This window comes from Streptomyces sp. NPDC093064 (genome assembly GCF_044754605.1).
Lineage (GTDB): Bacteria > Actinomycetota > Actinomycetes > Streptomycetales > Streptomycetaceae > Streptomyces.
This window is the reverse complement of record NZ_JBIVPK010000005.1, coordinates 218,059-233,499: the sequence shown is the minus strand read 5'-3', so window position 1 is coordinate 233,499 and position 15,441 is coordinate 218,059. Positions and strand designations below refer to the sequence as shown.

Sequence of the window (15,441 nt, the reverse complement as noted above, 5' to 3'; positions counted from 1 at the left end):
GTCACACGTCGCCGCGGACGAGCCCGAGCAGCCGGTCCAGGACGCGGGGCCCGCCGGCCCGGACGCCGTCGTGCTCGAACTCGTCGGTGACCCAGGTGCGCAGGCCGCGGATCGCGCGGGCGGTGCCGAGGGCGTGGGCGGTGTCGACGTACATGTCGTCGTGGTAGACGGCCGCGGCGACCGGTACCTCGTTGGCGGCCAGGCGGGCGGGGTCGTACAGGGGCTGCCAGTCGGTGCGGGCGGCGAGCAGGTCGGCGGTCTCGCGCAGCGGGCGCAGCGCCGGGTCGCAGTCGAACATCCAGGGGTGCACGGTCTCACCGGTGAACAGCACCGGCCCGTCCCCGGCGAGGGCCTTGGCGGCGTCGAACTGCGGGAACTCCGCGCGGACCCGCTCGGCCGACCAGGCGGTGGGGCGGGTGCCCTGGCCGTAGATCGCCTCGTGGACGAGGGCGTACAGCGGGTGGCCGGCGTACGACAGCAGGCCCTGGACCTCTTCCTGGAAGGCGTCGGACAGTTCCGGGCCGTTCGGGGTGCGGACGAAGGCGTGCTCCAGGAGGAAGTGGAGGCGGTGGCTGCCGTCGCCGCCGCCGAGCATGATGCCGAGCGACTGGAAGGCCTCGACGGTCAGCCGGTAGCCGTTCGGGAGCACCACGTCGTGGGTGAGCAGGTGGTCGGCGATGCGGCGGGCGCGGTCGACGTCCTGCGGGTAGCGGGCGTAGTGGGCGGCGACCTTGCGCTCGATGCGCGGGTAGGCGGCCCGGTAGACGTCGTCGGCGTGGGCGTCGAGCGAAGGCAGGCCGCCGGTGATCAGGGCGGCGGCCATGCCCTCGGGGTGCGTGGACAGGTAGTTCACGGTGCAGAAGCCGCCGAAGCTCTGCCCGAGGACGGTCCAGGGCGCGCCGCCGGTCACCTCGGGACGGATCGCCTCGCAGTCGCGGACGATCGAGTCGGCGCGGAAGTGCGTGAGGTAGTCGGCCTGTTCGGCGGCGCCGCCGCGCAGCGGCAGGGTCTGGCGGTTTGCGGGCGTGGAGTGGCCGGTGCCGCGCTGGTCGAGGAGCAGGACCCGGTAGTCCTCCAGGGCCCGGCCGAACCAGGCCTGCCGTCCGATGAAACGGTTCGCCCCGAAGCCGGGACCGCCCTGGAGGTAGACCAGCCACGGGAGGTCCCTGTCGGCCTTGTCCCGTGCGACGGCCTCACGTGCGTAGAGCTCGATCGTCTCCCCGGCCGGGTCGTCGTGGTCGAGCGGCACGGTGAACGTGCGGTCGGTGAGGACGACGCCGGGGTGGCGGTAGCTGACGGTCAAGGGTTCTCCCGGGACGGAGGGTTTACGGCCGCGTCCCAGTTCAGCACATGTTCGTCCGCCGCCTGACCACGGGGATCAGGAATTCGTACGGCATGCGCGGTGGACGCGTCACTGGGTGGCCGGTGGGCGCCCGGGCAGGCTGGAGCTGCGCACCACCAGCTCCGGCTGGAGCACCACCCGCCGGTGCTCGTGCGCCGCCCGCGCCCCCGGCGCCTCGGTCTCCTCCAGCAGCAGCTCCGCCGCCAGGGCGCCCATGGTGACCGCGGGCTGGCGGACCGAAGTGAGCGGCACGGCCGCGGCGGCGGCGAACTCGATGTCGTCGTAGCCGACGATGGCGAGGTCGTCGGGGACGCGGACCCCGGCCGCGTACATGGCCTGCAGCACACCGAGGGCGAGCAGGTCGTTGGCGCAGAAGACGGCCGTGGGCCGGTCGGCGAGGCCGAGGAGGCGGGCGCCCGCGTCCCGTCCGGCGGCCACGTCCAGACTCTCGGTGGGCAACTCGCGCAGCGCGTCGGGGCCGAGACCGGCCTCGGCGAGCGCGTTCAGGGCGCCGGTACGGCGGTCGCGGACCTGGTTCAGGCCGGGCGGGCCGCTGACGTACGCGAGCGAGCGGTGCCCCGCGTCCACCAGGTGCCGTACCGCGAGCGCCCCGCCCGCCACGTCGTCCATGGAGACCGAGCACTCGGTGGCGCCCTCGGCGACCCGGTCGACCAGTACGAAGGGGATGCCGTGGCGGCGGAAGGCGGCGATGTTGCGGCCGGTGGCGTCGGCCGGGGTGAGCAGGACGCCGCGCACCCGCTGTTCGGCGAAGAGGGACAGGTACTCGGCCTCCTCCCCTGGGCTCTGCGCGCTGTTGCAGACCATCACGCCGAGCCCGGCCGCGCGGGCTGCCCGCTCGGCGCCCCGGGCGACGTCCACGAAGAAGGGGTTGCCCATGTCGAGGACGAGCAGCCCCATGATCCGGCTGCGGCCCGCGCGCAGTTGGCGCGCGGACTCGCTGCGGACGTAGCCGAGCCGGTCGATCGCGGACTGCACCCGGACCCGGGTCTCGGTGGCGACGGTCTCCGGACGGTTGATGACGTTCGAGACCGTGCCCACGGAGACACCGGCGGCGCGTGCGACGTCCTTGATACCCACCGATGGGGCCATCGGGCGGAAACCTCCAGGGATGCGAGGGGCGGCGGGCGGGCCTTCACATTACCGTCATGGCACCGCACATCTGAGCGGGTCAGAGGGGGGTCGGATGCGGGTCGGGCGAGGTGGAAGACCTCGCCGAGGGGCTTCGTCTCCTCGTCCGGGCCGGTGCCGCCCGGTGGCTGGTGCCGCGGTAGGCACTAGAAGTCGAACTCGTCGATGTTCTTCGCGTCGAAGACGGTCGGCTTGCCGAGGTTGATCAGGCCGTCCTTGCCGATCGTGTACGGCCCCATGGCGCCGGCCTTGAAGGTCTCGCCCTCCTTGCCGGTGATCTGCCCGGAGGAGAGGGCGACCGCGGTGTACGCGGCCAGTTCGCCGAGCTTGGCCGGGTCCCACAGCTCGAAGGCCTCGACGGTGCCGTTCTTGACGTACTTGCGCATGTCGTTGGGGGTGCCGAGGCCGGTCAGCCTGACCTTGCCCTTGTACTTGGAGCCGGACAGGTACTGGGCGGCGGCCTTGATGCCGACGGTGGTCGGGGAGATGATCCCCTTCAGGTTCGGGTACTGCTGGAGCAGACCCTGGGTCTGCTGGAAGGACGCCTGCGCGTCGTCGTTGCCGTAGGCGATCTTGACCAGCTTGACATCCTTGTACTTGGGGTCCGTCAGCTCCTGCTTCATGTAGTCGATCCAGGTGTTCTGGTTCGTCGCCGTCTGCGCGGCGGACAGGATCGCGATCTCGCCCTTGTAGCCGATCTGCTCCGCGAGCAGTTGCACCTCGGTGCGGCCGAGGTCCTCGGCGGACGCCTGCGAGACGAAGGCGTTGCGGCAGTCGGGCTTGGTGTCGGAGTCGTAGGTGACGACCTTGATGCCGTTCTTCATGGCCTGCTTCAGCGCGGTGCACAGGGCGCCCGGGTCCTGCGCGGACACGGCCATCGCGTCGACCTGCTGCTGGGTGAGGGTGTTGACGTAGGAGACCTGGCCGGAGGTGTCGGTGGCGCTGGACGGTCCCACCTCCTTGTACTTCTCGCCCAGTTCCTCCAGGGCCTTCCTGCCGCCGTTGTCGGCGGAGGTGAAGTAGGGGTTGTTGACCTGCTTGGGCAGGAAGCCGACGGTCAGGCCCTTCTTGGTCGGGGCGTTCGGGTCGGCCTTGCCGGCCGGGGAGGCGGCCGCGCCGCCGTCCTTGCCGACGTCGTTCTTGGTGGTGCCGCCGCAGGCGGTGGCGGCCAGGGCGAGGGAGGTCGCGGCGGCGAGGGCCGCGCAGGTGCGGCGGATCGTCGGCTTGCGCATGGTGAACGTCCTTTACGAAGGTGGCGAGGTGGGCGGAGCGGTCTACGAAGTCGGGGCGGGCACTTTGGACTCGGGCGCCGGGGAGGCCCGGCGCCGGCGCCTGGCGACGGAGACCTGGCGTGCGACCCTCGGGCCGAGGACGGAGACGACGAGCAGGGCTCCGGTGACGACGATCTGCGACTGGGCGGAGACGTTCAGCAGGCTCATCACGTTCTGCGACGCGCCCAGCAGGAAGACCCCGGCGACGGCGCCGCCGAGCGTGCCCTTCCCGCCGTCGAAGTCGATGCCGCCGAGCAGCACCGCCGCGACGACGGAGAGTTCCAGCCCGGTGGCGTTGTCGTAGCGGGCACTGGCGTAGTGCAGGGCCCAGAAGGCGCCGGTCAGGGCGGACATGAGGCCGGTGGCGACGAACAGGATCAGCTTGTCGCGCTTGACCCGGATGCCGGCGAATCGGGCCGCCTCCTCACTGGCGCCGATCGCGAACAGCGACCGTCCGAAGGGCGTGGCGTGCAGGGTGACCACGGCGATCGCCAGCAGGAGCAGGAAGGGCAGGAATGCCTGCGGCAGGAAGGTGTTCCCGACGCGTCCGGCCGCGAAGTCCAGGTACGGGGTGGGGAAGTCGGTCACCGCGTCGGAACCGAGCACGATCTGCGCGATGCCCCGGTAGGCGGCGAGGGTGCCGATGGTCACCGCGAGGGACGGCAGTCCGAGTCTGGTCACCAGCAGGCCGTTGACCAGGCCGCACAACGCGCCGAGCAGCAGGCACAGCGGGATGATCGTCTCGATCGCCATGCCCTGGTTCCACAGGGCGCCCATCACCGCGCCGGACAGACCGGCGGTGGAGGCCACCGACAGGTCGATCTCACCGGAGACCACGAGGAGGGTCATCGGCAGGGCGATCAGCGCGATCGGCAGGGTGTTGCCGATCAGGAACGACAGGTTGAGGGCGTTGCCGAAGCCGTCGACGAAGCCGAAGGAGAACAGCAGGACCACGACGAGCAGGGCACCGACGACGGTGTCCCAGCGCACGGCACGGGAGAGGTCGAAGTCAGCCATGGCGGGCGTTCCTCTTCTTCAGGGCCGACGCCACGCGCAGCGCGACGACGCGGTCGACCGCGATGGCGAGCAGGAGCAGCAGGCCGTTGATCGCCAGCACCCAGACGGAGCTGACGCCGAGGGCGGGCAGCACGCTGTTGACGGAGGTCAGCAGCAGGGCGCCGAGGGCCGCGCCGTACACGCTGCCGGAGCCGCCGGTGAAGACCACGCCGCCGACCACGACCGCGCTGACGACGGTGAGTTCGTATCCGCTGCCGGTGCCGGAGTCGACGTTGCCGAACCGGGCCAGGTACATCGCCCCGGCCAGACCGGCGAGGCCGCCGCAGAAGGTGTAGGCGGCCAGGACGCGCTTGCGCACCGGGATGCCGGCGAGCCGGGCGGCCTCCGGGTTGGAGCCGAGCGCGTACAGTTCGCGGCCGCTGCCGTAGTGCTTGAGGTAGTACGCCGTCGCCACCAGGACCGCGAGGGCGATCAGCGCCAGGTACGGCACCGTCCCGATCCCGCCGGAGCCGAAGTCGACGAACCCGCCGGGCAGATCGGCCGCGGTGATCTGGCGGGAGCCGACCCAGACGGAGTCGATGCCGCGGATGATGTAGAGCGTGCCGAGGGTGACGACGAGCGCGGGCACCTGGCCGAGGCTGACGAGGAGCCCGTTCAGCAGGCCGAAGCCGGTACCGAGGAGCACCGCCAGGATCACGGCCACCACGGGGTCGCCGCCGCCCTGCAGGCAGGTACCGGCGGCGAAGGCGCTGATGCCGAGCGTGGAGCCGACCGACAGGTCGACGTTACGGGTGATGACGACCAGGGACTGGCCGGTGGCGACCAGCACCAGGATGGTCGCGTTCAGCAGCAGGTCCTTGACGCCCTGCTCGGACAGGAATTCGCTGTTGCCCGCCTGGGCGACGGCGATCAGCGCCAGGAAGACGACCAGGATGGCGAGTTCGCGCATCTTGAAGACGCGGTCGACCAACCGGGTGCCACTCGATCGGTGCGCCCCGGCGGCGGAGGCGGGCTTGGGGGCGGTCGCGGTCACGCGGCCCTCCCCGTGGCTGCGGCCATCACGGTTTCCTCGGTGGCGTCGGAGCGGGGGATCTCGGCGGTCAGCCGGCCCTCGTGCATCACGAGCACACGGTCGGCCATGCCGAGGATCTCGGGCAGGTCGGAGGAGATCATCAGGACGGCAACCCCGTCGGCGGCCAGTTGGCTGAGCAGCCGGTGCACCTCGGCCTTGGTGCCCACGTCGATGCCGCGGGTCGGCTCGTCGACGATGAGCATCTTGGGGCCGGTGGCGAGCCACTTGGCGAGGACGACCTTCTGCTGGTTGCCGCCGGAGAGCGTGGAGACGGTGTCGGCGATCCGGGCGTACTTGACCCGGAGTTTGACGGCCCAGTCCAGGGAGCGGCTGCGTTCCGCGCCGCGGTCCATCAGGCCGGCCCTCACGGTCGTACGGAGCCCGGTGAGGCCGATGTTGCGCTCGATGGACATGTTCATCACCAAGCCCTGGGCGCGCCGGTCCTCGGGGACCAGGGCGAGCCCGGCGGCCATCGCAGTGGACGGGGCGCCCTTGGTGAGCCGGCGTCCGTCGACCTCGACCTCGCCGGCGTCCCAGCGGTCGATGCCGAAGACGGCGCGGGCGACCTCCGTGCGCCCGGCGCCGACCAGCCCGGCGAGGCCCACGATCTCGCCGCGGCGCACGTCGAAGGAGACATCGGTGAAGACGCCCTCGCGGGTCAGCCGGCGCACGCTGAGCGCGACGTCACCCGGTGCCACGTCCTGCTTGGGGTAGAGCTCGTCGAGGTCGCGGCCGACCATGCGCCGCACGAGGTCGTCCTCGGTCATGCCGTCCAGCGGATCGGTGGCGATCCAGGCGCCGTCGCGCAGGGTCGTCACCCGCCGGCAGATCTCGAAGATCTCCTCCAGGCGGTGCGAGATGAACAGCACCGCGGCGCCCTGGTCGCGCAGGGCGCGTACGACGTTGAAGAGGCGGGCGACCTCGCTGCCGGTCAGGGCCGCGGTCGGCTCGTCCATGATCAGGACGCGGGCGTCGAAGGAGAGCGCCTTGGCGATCTCGACGATCTGCTGGTCGGCGATGGACAGTCCGCGTGCGGGACGGTCGGGGTCGAGGTCGACGCCGAGGCGCCCCATCAGGGCGCGGGTGGCCGCGTGGGTGGCCTTGTGGTCGATACGGCCCAGGGCCCGCCGGGGCCTGCGGCTCATGAAGATGTTCTCGGCGATCGACAGGTCGGGGAAGAGCGTGGGTTCCTGGTAGATCACGGCGATGCCGGCGTCGCGGGCGTCGCCGGGGCCGTGGAAGACGACGGGCTCGCCGTCGAGCAGCACCTGGCCGCCGTCGGGCCGGTGCACCCCGGCAAGGGTCTTGATGAGGGTCGACTTGCCCGCGCCGTTCTCCCCGGCGAGGGCGTGCACCTCTCCCGGAAGCAGTTCCAGGGACACGTTCCTGAGGGCACGCACCGCACCGAAGGACTTCGAGATGTCCCTGAGCGCCAGCACCGGGGCCGGACCCGTGTCGGACGGGTGAGTCATGGGGGCTCCTCGACGACGCCGACGGAAGGGCCGCCCCACGCCGTGAAAGGTTTCAACTTGGTTGCCGGGACGTTAGGCAAGGAGCCGATGGCACGTCAATGGGTGCGGATCGAAAACATCGCGGGACCGAGGGTCACAAAGGGATTACGGAGGGCTGCCCGCACCGGAAGGCTTGACACCCTTGTCGGCGACTCATAGCTTCCACTCCTGAATCGTTTCACGAGAGGCTGTTCAGATACCCGCCAAGGCCTGTCAGCAGACTTTCGACCCGACGTCACAGGAGCCCTGCAGTGACCGAGCTCGCCGCGGTGAAGGCCGCCCTCAAGACCCAGGCCGTCGAGACGCCGTCGTGGGCGTACGGGAACTCGGGGACCCGCTTCAAGGTGTTCGCGCAGGCGGGCGTGCCGCGTACGCCGTGGGAGAAGGTGGACGACGCGTCCCAGGTGCACGCCGTCACCGGCGTGGCGCCGGCCGTCGCCCTGCACATCCCGTGGGACAGGGTCGACGACTACGCGGCGCTCGCCCGGCATGCCGAGGACCGAGGCCTGACGCTGGGCGCGATCAACTCCAACACCTTCCAGGACGACGACTACAAGCTCGGCAGTATCTGCCATCCGGACGCGGCGGTGCGGCGCAAGGCGGTCGACCACCTGCTGGAGTGCGTCGACATCATGGACGCCACCGGATCGAGCGATCTGAAGCTCTGGTTCGCCGACGGCACGAACTACCCCGGCCAGGACGACGTGCGGGGACGGCAGGACCGGCTGGCTCAGGGGCTGGCCGAGGTGTACGAGCGGCTCGGCGAGGGGCAGCGGATGCTGCTGGAGTACAAGCTCTTCGAGCCGGCCTTCTACAGCACGGACGTCCCGGACTGGGGAACGGCGTACGCGCACTGCCTGAGGCTGGGACCGAAGGCGCGGGTCGTGGTGGACACCGGGCACCACGCCCCGGGCACGAACATCGAGTTCATCGTCGCCACCCTGCTGCGGGAGGAAAGGCTCGGCGGGTTCGACTTCAACTCCCGGTTCTACGCCGACGACGATCTGATGGCGGGCGCGGCCGATCCCTTCCAGCTGTTCCGGATCATGTACGAGGTGGTGCGCGGGGGCGGGTTCACGTCCGAGGTCGCGTTCATGCTCGACCAGTGCCACAACGTCGAGGCGAAGATCCCGGCGATCATCCGGTCGGTGATGAACGTTCAGGAGGCGACGGCCAAGGCTTTGCTGGTGGACCGGAGCGCGTTGTCCGCCGCACAGGGCTCCGGGGACGTGCTCGAGGCCAACGCCGTGCTGATGGACGCGTACAACACGGACGTGCGTCCGCTGCTGCGTGAGGTGCGGGAGGAGATGGGGCTGGACCCCGAGCCTCTTGCGGCGTATCGCCGGTCGGGGTGGGCGGAGAAGATCGTCGCCGATCGGGTGGGGGGCCGGCAGGCCGGGTGGGGGGCGTAGTTCTCCACCGACGCAGCCCGCGCCCCTTCTTGTCCTCCCCTCTCCTGAATGGAGCCCCTATGTCACTTCACCCCGAGGCCGACGCTCTTCTCTCCCGGTCCCATCGGCTCGGCGCCGATCCCCGGAACACCAACTACGCGGGCGGCAACGCGTCTGCGAAGGGCACCGGCACCGATCCCGTCACCGGCGGTGACGTCGAGCTGATGTGGGTGAAGGGGTCCGGGGGCGACCTCGGGACACTCACCGAGGGTGGACTCGCCGTACTGCGTCTTGACCGGCTGCGGGCGCTGAAGGACGTCTACCCGGGTGTCGAGCGCGAGGACGAGATGGTCGCCGCGTTCGACTACTGCCTGCACGGCAAGGGAGGGGCGGCGCCCTCCATCGACACCGCCATGCACGGGCTGGTCGGCGCCCCGCACGTGGACCATCTGCACCCCGACTCCGGTATCGCGCTCGCCTGTGCCGCCGACGGGGAGAAGCTGACCGCCGAGTGCTTCGGGGACCGTGTGGTGTGGGTGCCGTGGCGGCGGCCCGGGTTCCAGCTGGGGCTGGACATCGCGGCGGTCAGAAAAGCCAATCCGCGGGCGATCGGCTGTGTGCTCGGCGGGCACGGGATCACCGCGTGGGGCGCGGACTCCGAGGAGTGCGAGCGCAACTCGCTGCACATCATCCGCACCGCCGAGGACTTCCTCGCCGAACGCGGGAAGCCCGATCCGTTCGGGGCGGTCGTCGAGGGGTACGAGACACTGCCCGAGGGCGAGCGGCGGGAGCGGGCCGCCGCCCTGGCGCCGTACGTGCGCGCTGTCGCCTCCCAGGACAGGGCGCAGGTCGGGCACTTCAGCGATGCGCACGTCGTGCTCGACTTCCTCTCCCGTGCCGGGCATCCGCGGCTCGCCGCGCTCGGCACCTCCTGCCCCGACCACTTCCTGCGGACCAAGGTCCGGCCGCTCGTGCTCGACCTGCCGCCGACGGCTCCTCTGGAGCAGGCGATCGCCCGGCTGAACGAGCTGCATGCCGGGTACCGCGCGGAGTACGCCGCCTACTACCAGAGGCACGCGCTGCCCGACTCCCCCGCGATGCGCGGCGCGGACCCGGCGATCGTGCTCGTGCCGGGCGTCGGCATGTTCTCCTTCGGCAAGGACAAGCAGACGGCCCGGGTGGCCGGCGAGTTCTACGTCAACGCCGTCAACGTCATGCGGGGCGCGGAGGCCGTGTCGGCGTACGCGCCGATCCAGGAGTCGGAGAAGTTCCGTATCGAGTACTGGGCGCTGGAGGAGGCCAAGCTCCGGCGGATGCCCGCGCCGAAGCCCCTCGCGGCACGCGTCGCGCTCGTCACCGGCGCGGGCAGCGGCATCGGCAGGGCGATCGCGCGGCGGCTCGTCGACGAAGGCGCGTGCGTCGTGGTCGCCGATCTGAACGCTCACAACGCCGCCGTCGTCGCCGAGGAGCTGGGCGGGCCCGACAAGGCGGTCGCCGTGACGGTGGACGTGACGGACGAGGAGCAGATCGCGGGTGCCTTCCAGGCGGCGCTGCTCGCGTTCGGCGGGGTGGACCTGGTCGTCAACAACGCCGGCATCTCGATCTCCAAGCCGTTGCTGGAGACCTCGGCCGAGGACTGGGACCTCCAGCACGGCATCATGGCGCGCGGGTCGTTCCTGGTCTCGCGGGAAGCGGCGCGGGTGATGATCGCGCAGGGTCTGGGCGGTGACATCGTCTACATCGCTTCCAAGAACGCCGTGTTCGCCGGTCCCAAGAACATCGCCTACTCGGCCACCAAGGCCGACCAGGCTCATCAAGTGCGGCTGCTGGCAGCCGAGTTGGGTGAACACGGGATCCGGGTCAACGGGGTCAACCCGGACGGGGTCGTACGCGGCTCCGGAATCTTCGCGGGTGGCTGGGGCGCGCAGCGGGCCGCCGTGTACGGAGTGCCGGAGGAGAAGCTCGGCGAGTTCTACGCCCAACGGACGCTGCTCAAGCGGGAGGTGCTGCCCGAGCACGTGGCGAACGCCGTCTTCGCGCTGACCGGCGGGGAACTGACCCACACCACAGGGCTGCACGTCCCGGTCGACGCCGGCGTCGCGGCCGCCTTCCTGCGATGAGCCCGGACGTGAGGGCGTACGCAGCCGTCGACCTCGGCGCGTCCAGCGGCCGGGTCATGGTCGGCCGGGTCGGCCGCGACCGGTTGGAGCTGACCGAGGCGCACCGCTTCCCCAACCGGCCGGTGCGGCTTCCCGAGGGGCTGCGCTGGGACGTGCTCACCCTGTACGCCGGGGTGCTGGACGGGCTGCGGGCGGCGGGCCGGGTGGATTCCATCGGCATCGACGGCTGGGCCGTGGACTACGGCCTGCTCGACGCGGACGGCGCCCTGCTCGGCAATCCCGTCCATTACCGCGACACGCGCACCGAGGGCGTGGCGCGGAAGATCTGGGCGACGATGCCGGCCGCCGAGCTGTACGCGGCGACCGGCATCCAGGACGCGCCCTTCAACACCCTGTGCCAGCTGACGGCGGCCCGCTCCTCCCCCCAACTCGCCACCGCGCGGCGTCTGCTGCTGCTCCCCGACCTGCTGACGTACTGGCTCACGGGCGAGCAGGGCACCGAGCTCACCAACGCCTCGACCACCCAGCTCGTCGACCCGCGCACGCACGACTGGTCGTACGAGGTCGCGGCCCGGCTGGACATCGACCTGGACCTGTTCGCGCCGCTGCGCCGGCCCGGGGATCCGGCGGGTGTGCTGCGGCCAGAGGTGCTGCGGGAGACCGGGCTGCGCGCGCCGGTGCCGGTGACGGCCGTCGCCTCGCACGACACGGCGTCCGCGGTGGCCGCCGTGCCCGCCGGCGGGGAACGGTTCGCGTACATCTGCACGGGCACCTGGTCGCTGGCCGGCCTGGAGCTGGACGCGCCGGTGCTCACCGAGGACAGCCGCGCCGCCAACTTCACCAACGAGCTGGGGCTCGACGGCACGGTCCGCTACCTGCGCAACATCATGGGACTGTGGCTGCTCCAGGAGTGCGTACGGGCCTGGGGCGACCCGGACCTGGGCGAGCTGCTGCGGGAGGCTGCCGAGGTGCCCGCGCTCCGGTCGGTCGTGGACGCGGGCGCCCCCGCCTTCCTCGCGCCGGGCCGGATGCCGGAGCGGATCGCGGCGGCCTGCCGGACCTCCGGTCAGCCGGTGCCCGGCTCGCCCGCCGAGACCACCCGCTGCATCCTCGACTCCCTCGCCCTCGCCCACCGCCGGGCGGTCGCCGAGGCGCAGCGGCTGGCCGACCGCCACGTCGACGTCGTGCACATCGTGGGCGGTGGCGCCCGCAACGCCCTGCTGTGCCGGCTGACCGCCGACGCCTGCGGGCTGCCCGTGGTCGCCGGGCCGGCCGAGGCGGCGGCCCTCGGCAACGTCCTGGTGCAGGCCCGGGCGCACGGGCTCGTCGGCGACCGGGCCGACATGCGGGCCCTGCTCGCCCGGACGCAGCCGCTCGTGCGGTACGAGCCGCGCGGCGACGGGGCGGCCTGGCGCGCGGCCGAGGCCCGGCTCGCCGCCGTCACCCCGTGAGCCGCTGCTTCGCCAGGCCGGGAGCCCGCGGTCCTCGCCACGCCGGAAACCGGAGTCTCCCGTCGGGCCCGTCGCCTGACTACTCCCCCACTACGCTGAACGCGTGTGGGAGGTGCCCCCATCACTCGTCCGATGACCGACCTCAAGGAGCCGCGATGCGTGTCGCTCTGTTCCTGACCTGCGTCAACGACACGCTCTATCCGGACACCGGGCGCGCGGTGGTGAAACTCCTGACCAGGCTGGGCGTGGACGTGGACTTCCCGATGGCCCAGACATGCTGCGGACAGGCGCACTACAACACCGGGTACCGGCACGAGGCCGAGCCGCTGGCCCGGCGATTCTCCGATGTCTTCCGGGACTACGAGGCGATCGTGACCCCGTCCGGTTCCTGCGGTGCGATGGTGCGGGAGCTGTATCCGCGCATGGGCGCGCGGGCACGGGCCGAGGGGCGCGGGGGCGGGCTCGCGACCACCCTGGCCCCGGTGGTGCCCAGGACGTACGAACTGACGGAGTTCCTGGTGGACGTGCTGGGGGTGACGGACGTGGGCGCGTACTACCCGCACACGGTGACCTATCACCCGACCTGCCACGGGCTGCGGAGCCTGGGCCTGGGGGACCGGCCGTTGCGGCTGCTGCGTGCGGTGAAGGGGCTGGAGCTGGTGGAGCTGCCCGGGGCCGAGGAGTGCTGCGGCTTCGGCGGCACCTTCGCAGTGAAGAACCCCGACGTCTCGGCGGCGATGGGCGCCGACAAGGTGCGCAACGCCGAGTCGACGGGCGCGGAGGTGCTGTGCACGGGCGACAACTCGTGCCTGATGCACATCGGCGGCACGATGGCCCGCCTCGGGACGCGCATGCGGCCGGTGCACATCGCGGAGATCCTGGCCGGCACGGAGGAGGAGGCCGCGGCATGAGCGCGACGTTCGTGGGAATGCCCGGCTCCTCGGCGTTCCCCGCCTTCCCCCGGGCCGCGCACGACGCCGTGCGCGACACCACCCTGCGCGGCAATCTGCGCCACGCCACCCACACCATCCGCGCCAAGCGGGCCGCGGCCGTGGCGGAGATGCCGGACTGGGCGGCGCTGCGTGAGGCGGGACGGCAGATCAAGGACCACACCCTGCGTCATCTGGACTGGTATCTGGTGCGGGTGGAGGAGGCGGTCACCGCCGCGGGCGGCACCGTCCACTGGGCCGCCGACGCCGACGAGGCCAACCGGATCGTGGCCGGACTGGTCAAGGCCACGGGCGAGAGCGAGGTCGTCAAGGTCAAGTCGATGGCCACGCAGGAGATCGGCCTCAACGAGGCCCTCGAGGCCGAGGGCATCCGGGCCTACGAGACCGATCTCGCCGAGCTGATCGTGCAGTTGGGCCACGACCGGCCCTCGCACATCCTCGTGCCCGCGATCCACCGCAACCGCGGCGAGATCCGGGACATCTTCCGCTCCGAGATGAGCCGGTGGGGCCGCCCGGCCCCCGAGGGCCTCACCGACACGCCCGCCGAACTCGCCGAGGCCGCGCGGCTGCACCTGCGGGAGAAGTTCCTGCGCGCCAAGGTCGGCATCTCCGGCGCCAACTTCGTCGTCGCCGAGACCGGCACGCTGGTGGTGGTGGAGTCCGAGGGGAACGGGCGGATGTGCCTGACCCTGCCCGAGACGCTGATCTCGGTCGTCGGCATCGAGAAGATCGTGCCCACCTGGCGCGACCTGGAAGTCTTCCTCCAGACACTCCCCCGCTCCTCGACGGCCGAGCGGATGAACCCGTACACGTCCATGTGGACCGGCACCACCGACGGCGACGGGCCCGAGACCTTCCACCTGGTGCTGCTGGACAACGGCCGCACCGACACCCTCGCCGACGAGGTCGGCCGCCAGGCCCTGCGCTGCATCCGCTGCTCGGCCTGCCTGAACGTCTGCCCGGTCTACGAGCGGGCCGGCGGGCACGCCTACGGCTCGGTCTACCCCGGCCCGATCGGCGCCATCCTCAGCCCCCAACTGCGCGGCACGGCAAGCGAGATCGACGCCTCCCTGCCGTACGCTTCCTCACTGTGCGGCGCCTGCTACGAGGTGTGCCCGGTGGCCATCGACATCCCCGAGGTGCTGGTCCACCTGCGCGAACGCGTCGTCGAGGGAGGCCCGGCGACGCGCGCGGGCAACAAGGTGCTCCTCAAGCCGGCCAAGGGGCACGCCGCCGAGCGCGCGGCCATGCGCGCGGCCCGCTGGGCCCTGACCCGTCCCGGCGCGCTGCGCGGCGGACAGCGGCTCGCCTCCCGGACCCGCCGCTTCCACCCCCGCACGCTGCCCGGCCCCGGCCGGGCCTGGAGCGGCACCCGCGATCTGCCGCCGGTGCCGGCGGAGCCGTTCCGCGACTGGTGGCAGCGCACGCACGGCGAACCCGGCGGAAAGGACGCGAAGTGAGCAGGGACCGGATCCTGGGCCGGGTACGGCGCGCCCTGGCGGACGTGCCATCGGACGACACTCCCCCACCAGCACCGGAACGGCCCGGCAGGCACCCCCGGTACGAGCAGGCGGTCTCCCGCGACTATCTGCGGCAGCACGGCGACCGGAGCACCGAGGAGACGGTGGACCTGCTCGCCGAGCACCTGACCGACTACCGGGCGATCGTGCACCGCTGCGACGCGGAGGGGCTGCCCCGGCTGATCGCCCACCTGCTCGGCGAACGGGGCTCGAACACCGTCCTGGTGCCGCCCGGCCTGGAGCAGGGCTGGCTGACCGCCATCGAGATCACCCTGGTCGCGGACCGGCCGGACAGCACCCCGCACGAACTCGACCGGGTCGACAGCGTCGTCACCGGCTGCGCGGTCGCCGTCGCCGAGACCGGCACCCTCGTCCTGGACGGCTCCCCCGACCAGGGCCGGCGCCGGATCACACTCGTCCCCGACCACCACATCTGCGTGGTGCGCGTTCCGGGCCAGGTCGTGTCCTCCGTGCCGCAGGCACTGGAACGCCTCGACCCGACCCGGCCGCTGACCTGGATCTCCGGCCCCTCCGCCACCAGTGACATCGAACTGGACCGGGTGGAGGGCGTGCACGGGCCGCGCACCCTGGAGGTGGTGCTGGTGAGCGGGGAGTGACCTCGTCGGGCGGTGTCCTGTCCGCCCCGC

General features: G+C 71.8%; 12 protein-coding genes. 6 read left to right on the top strand and 6 right to left on the bottom strand.

The window, feature by feature from the left end:
• Nucleotide 1 precedes the first annotated feature (1 nt).
• From ACIQFZ_RS09155 to ACIQFZ_RS09130, 6 genes are all read right to left on the bottom strand, one after another.
• Nucleotides 2-1,303, bottom strand: a complete 1,302-nt coding sequence (locus ACIQFZ_RS09155; RefSeq protein ID WP_365422828.1) for an alpha/beta fold hydrolase — start codon at nt 1,301-1,303, stop codon at nt 2-4.
• A gap of 108 nt (nt 1,304-1,411) precedes the next feature.
• Nucleotides 1,412-2,452: a LacI family DNA-binding transcriptional regulator gene (locus ACIQFZ_RS09150; RefSeq protein WP_365422831.1), complete on the bottom strand. Its 1,041-nt coding sequence runs from the start codon at nt 2,450-2,452 to the stop codon at nt 1,412-1,414.
• A 185-nt stretch (nt 2,453-2,637) separates the two neighbouring features.
• Nucleotides 2,638-3,723, bottom strand: coding sequence for a rhamnose ABC transporter substrate-binding protein (rhaS, locus tag ACIQFZ_RS09145; protein WP_365775412.1), 1,086 nt, complete (start codon nt 3,721-3,723; stop codon nt 2,638-2,640).
• Between the two features lie 42 nt (nt 3,724-3,765).
• A complete protein-coding gene (locus ACIQFZ_RS09140; RefSeq protein WP_402690924.1) occupies nt 3,766-4,779 on the bottom strand; it encodes an ABC transporter permease in 1,014 nt (337 codons plus the stop codon).
• On the bottom strand, nt 4,772-5,812 hold the full coding sequence (locus tag ACIQFZ_RS09135) for an ABC transporter permease (RefSeq protein WP_365775410.1): 1,041 nt from the start codon (nt 5,810-5,812) through the stop codon (nt 4,772-4,774). Before ACIQFZ_RS09135 ends, ACIQFZ_RS09140 begins: the two co-directional genes overlap by 8 nt.
• On the bottom strand, nt 5,809-7,323 hold the full coding sequence (locus ACIQFZ_RS09130) for a sugar ABC transporter ATP-binding protein (protein WP_402690923.1): 1,515 nt from the start codon (nt 7,321-7,323) through the stop codon (nt 5,809-5,811). The genes ACIQFZ_RS09135 and ACIQFZ_RS09130 overlap by 4 nt, the downstream gene beginning before the upstream one ends.
• A 290-nt stretch (nt 7,324-7,613) precedes the next feature.
• On the opposite strand from ACIQFZ_RS09130, the gene rhaI reads away from it, so the two are divergent.
• The 6 genes from rhaI to ACIQFZ_RS09100 all read left to right on the top strand — a co-directional run bounded on the left by rhaI (nt 7,614) and on the right by ACIQFZ_RS09100 (nt 15,411).
• Nucleotides 7,614-8,774: an L-rhamnose isomerase gene (gene rhaI, locus ACIQFZ_RS09125; protein WP_376652749.1), complete on the top strand. Its 1,161-nt coding sequence runs from the start codon at nt 7,614-7,616 to the stop codon at nt 8,772-8,774.
• Nucleotides 8,775-8,833: 59 nt separating this feature from the next.
• On the top strand, nt 8,834-10,873 hold the full coding sequence (locus ACIQFZ_RS09120; protein WP_402690922.1) for a bifunctional aldolase/short-chain dehydrogenase: 2,040 nt from the start codon (nt 8,834-8,836) through the stop codon (nt 10,871-10,873).
• The gene (locus tag ACIQFZ_RS09115) at nt 10,870-12,324 is read left to right on the top strand and encodes a rhamnulokinase family protein (protein WP_402690921.1); all 1,455 of its coding nucleotides are present in this window, start codon (nt 10,870-10,872) and stop codon (nt 12,322-12,324) included. The genes ACIQFZ_RS09120 and ACIQFZ_RS09115 overlap by 4 nt, the downstream gene beginning before the upstream one ends.
• A gap of 155 nt (nt 12,325-12,479) precedes the next feature.
• Nucleotides 12,480-13,235: a (Fe-S)-binding protein gene (locus tag ACIQFZ_RS09110; protein WP_402690920.1), complete on the top strand. Its 756-nt coding sequence runs from the start codon at nt 12,480-12,482 to the stop codon at nt 13,233-13,235.
• Complete coding sequence (locus ACIQFZ_RS09105) at nt 13,232-14,734, top strand: LutB/LldF family L-lactate oxidation iron-sulfur protein (protein ID WP_365433322.1); 1,503 nt, start codon at nt 13,232-13,234, stop codon at nt 14,732-14,734. The genes ACIQFZ_RS09110 and ACIQFZ_RS09105 overlap by 4 nt, the downstream gene beginning before the upstream one ends.
• Nucleotides 14,731-15,411: a lactate utilization protein C gene (locus tag ACIQFZ_RS09100; protein ID WP_376652752.1), complete on the top strand. Its 681-nt coding sequence runs from the start codon at nt 14,731-14,733 to the stop codon at nt 15,409-15,411. The genes ACIQFZ_RS09105 and ACIQFZ_RS09100 overlap by 4 nt, the downstream gene beginning before the upstream one ends.
• Nucleotides 15,412-15,441 lie beyond the last annotated feature (30 nt).

Coding starts and splice junctions, on each gene's coding strand:
- ACIQFZ_RS09150 (WP_365422831.1), bottom strand. CDS start 2,452: ATGGCCCCATCGGTGGGTATCAAGGACGTCGCACGCGCCGCCGGTGTC.
- ACIQFZ_RS09110 (WP_402690920.1), top strand. CDS start 12,480: ATGCGTGTCGCTCTGTTCCTGACCTGCGTCAACGACACGCTCTATCCG.
- ACIQFZ_RS09140 (WP_402690924.1), bottom strand. CDS start 4,779: ATGGCTGACTTCGACCTCTCCCGTGCCGTGCGCTGGGACACCGTCGTC.
- ACIQFZ_RS09130 (WP_402690923.1), bottom strand. CDS start 7,323: ATGACTCACCCGTCCGACACGGGTCCGGCCCCGGTGCTGGCGCTCAGG.
- ACIQFZ_RS09105 (WP_365433322.1), top strand. CDS start 13,232: ATGAGCGCGACGTTCGTGGGAATGCCCGGCTCCTCGGCGTTCCCCGCC.
- ACIQFZ_RS09120 (WP_402690922.1), top strand. CDS start 8,834: ATGTCACTTCACCCCGAGGCCGACGCTCTTCTCTCCCGGTCCCATCGG.
- rhaS (WP_365775412.1), bottom strand. CDS start 3,723: ATGCGCAAGCCGACGATCCGCCGCACCTGCGCGGCCCTCGCCGCCGCG.
- ACIQFZ_RS09115 (WP_402690921.1), top strand. CDS start 10,870: ATGAGCCCGGACGTGAGGGCGTACGCAGCCGTCGACCTCGGCGCGTCC.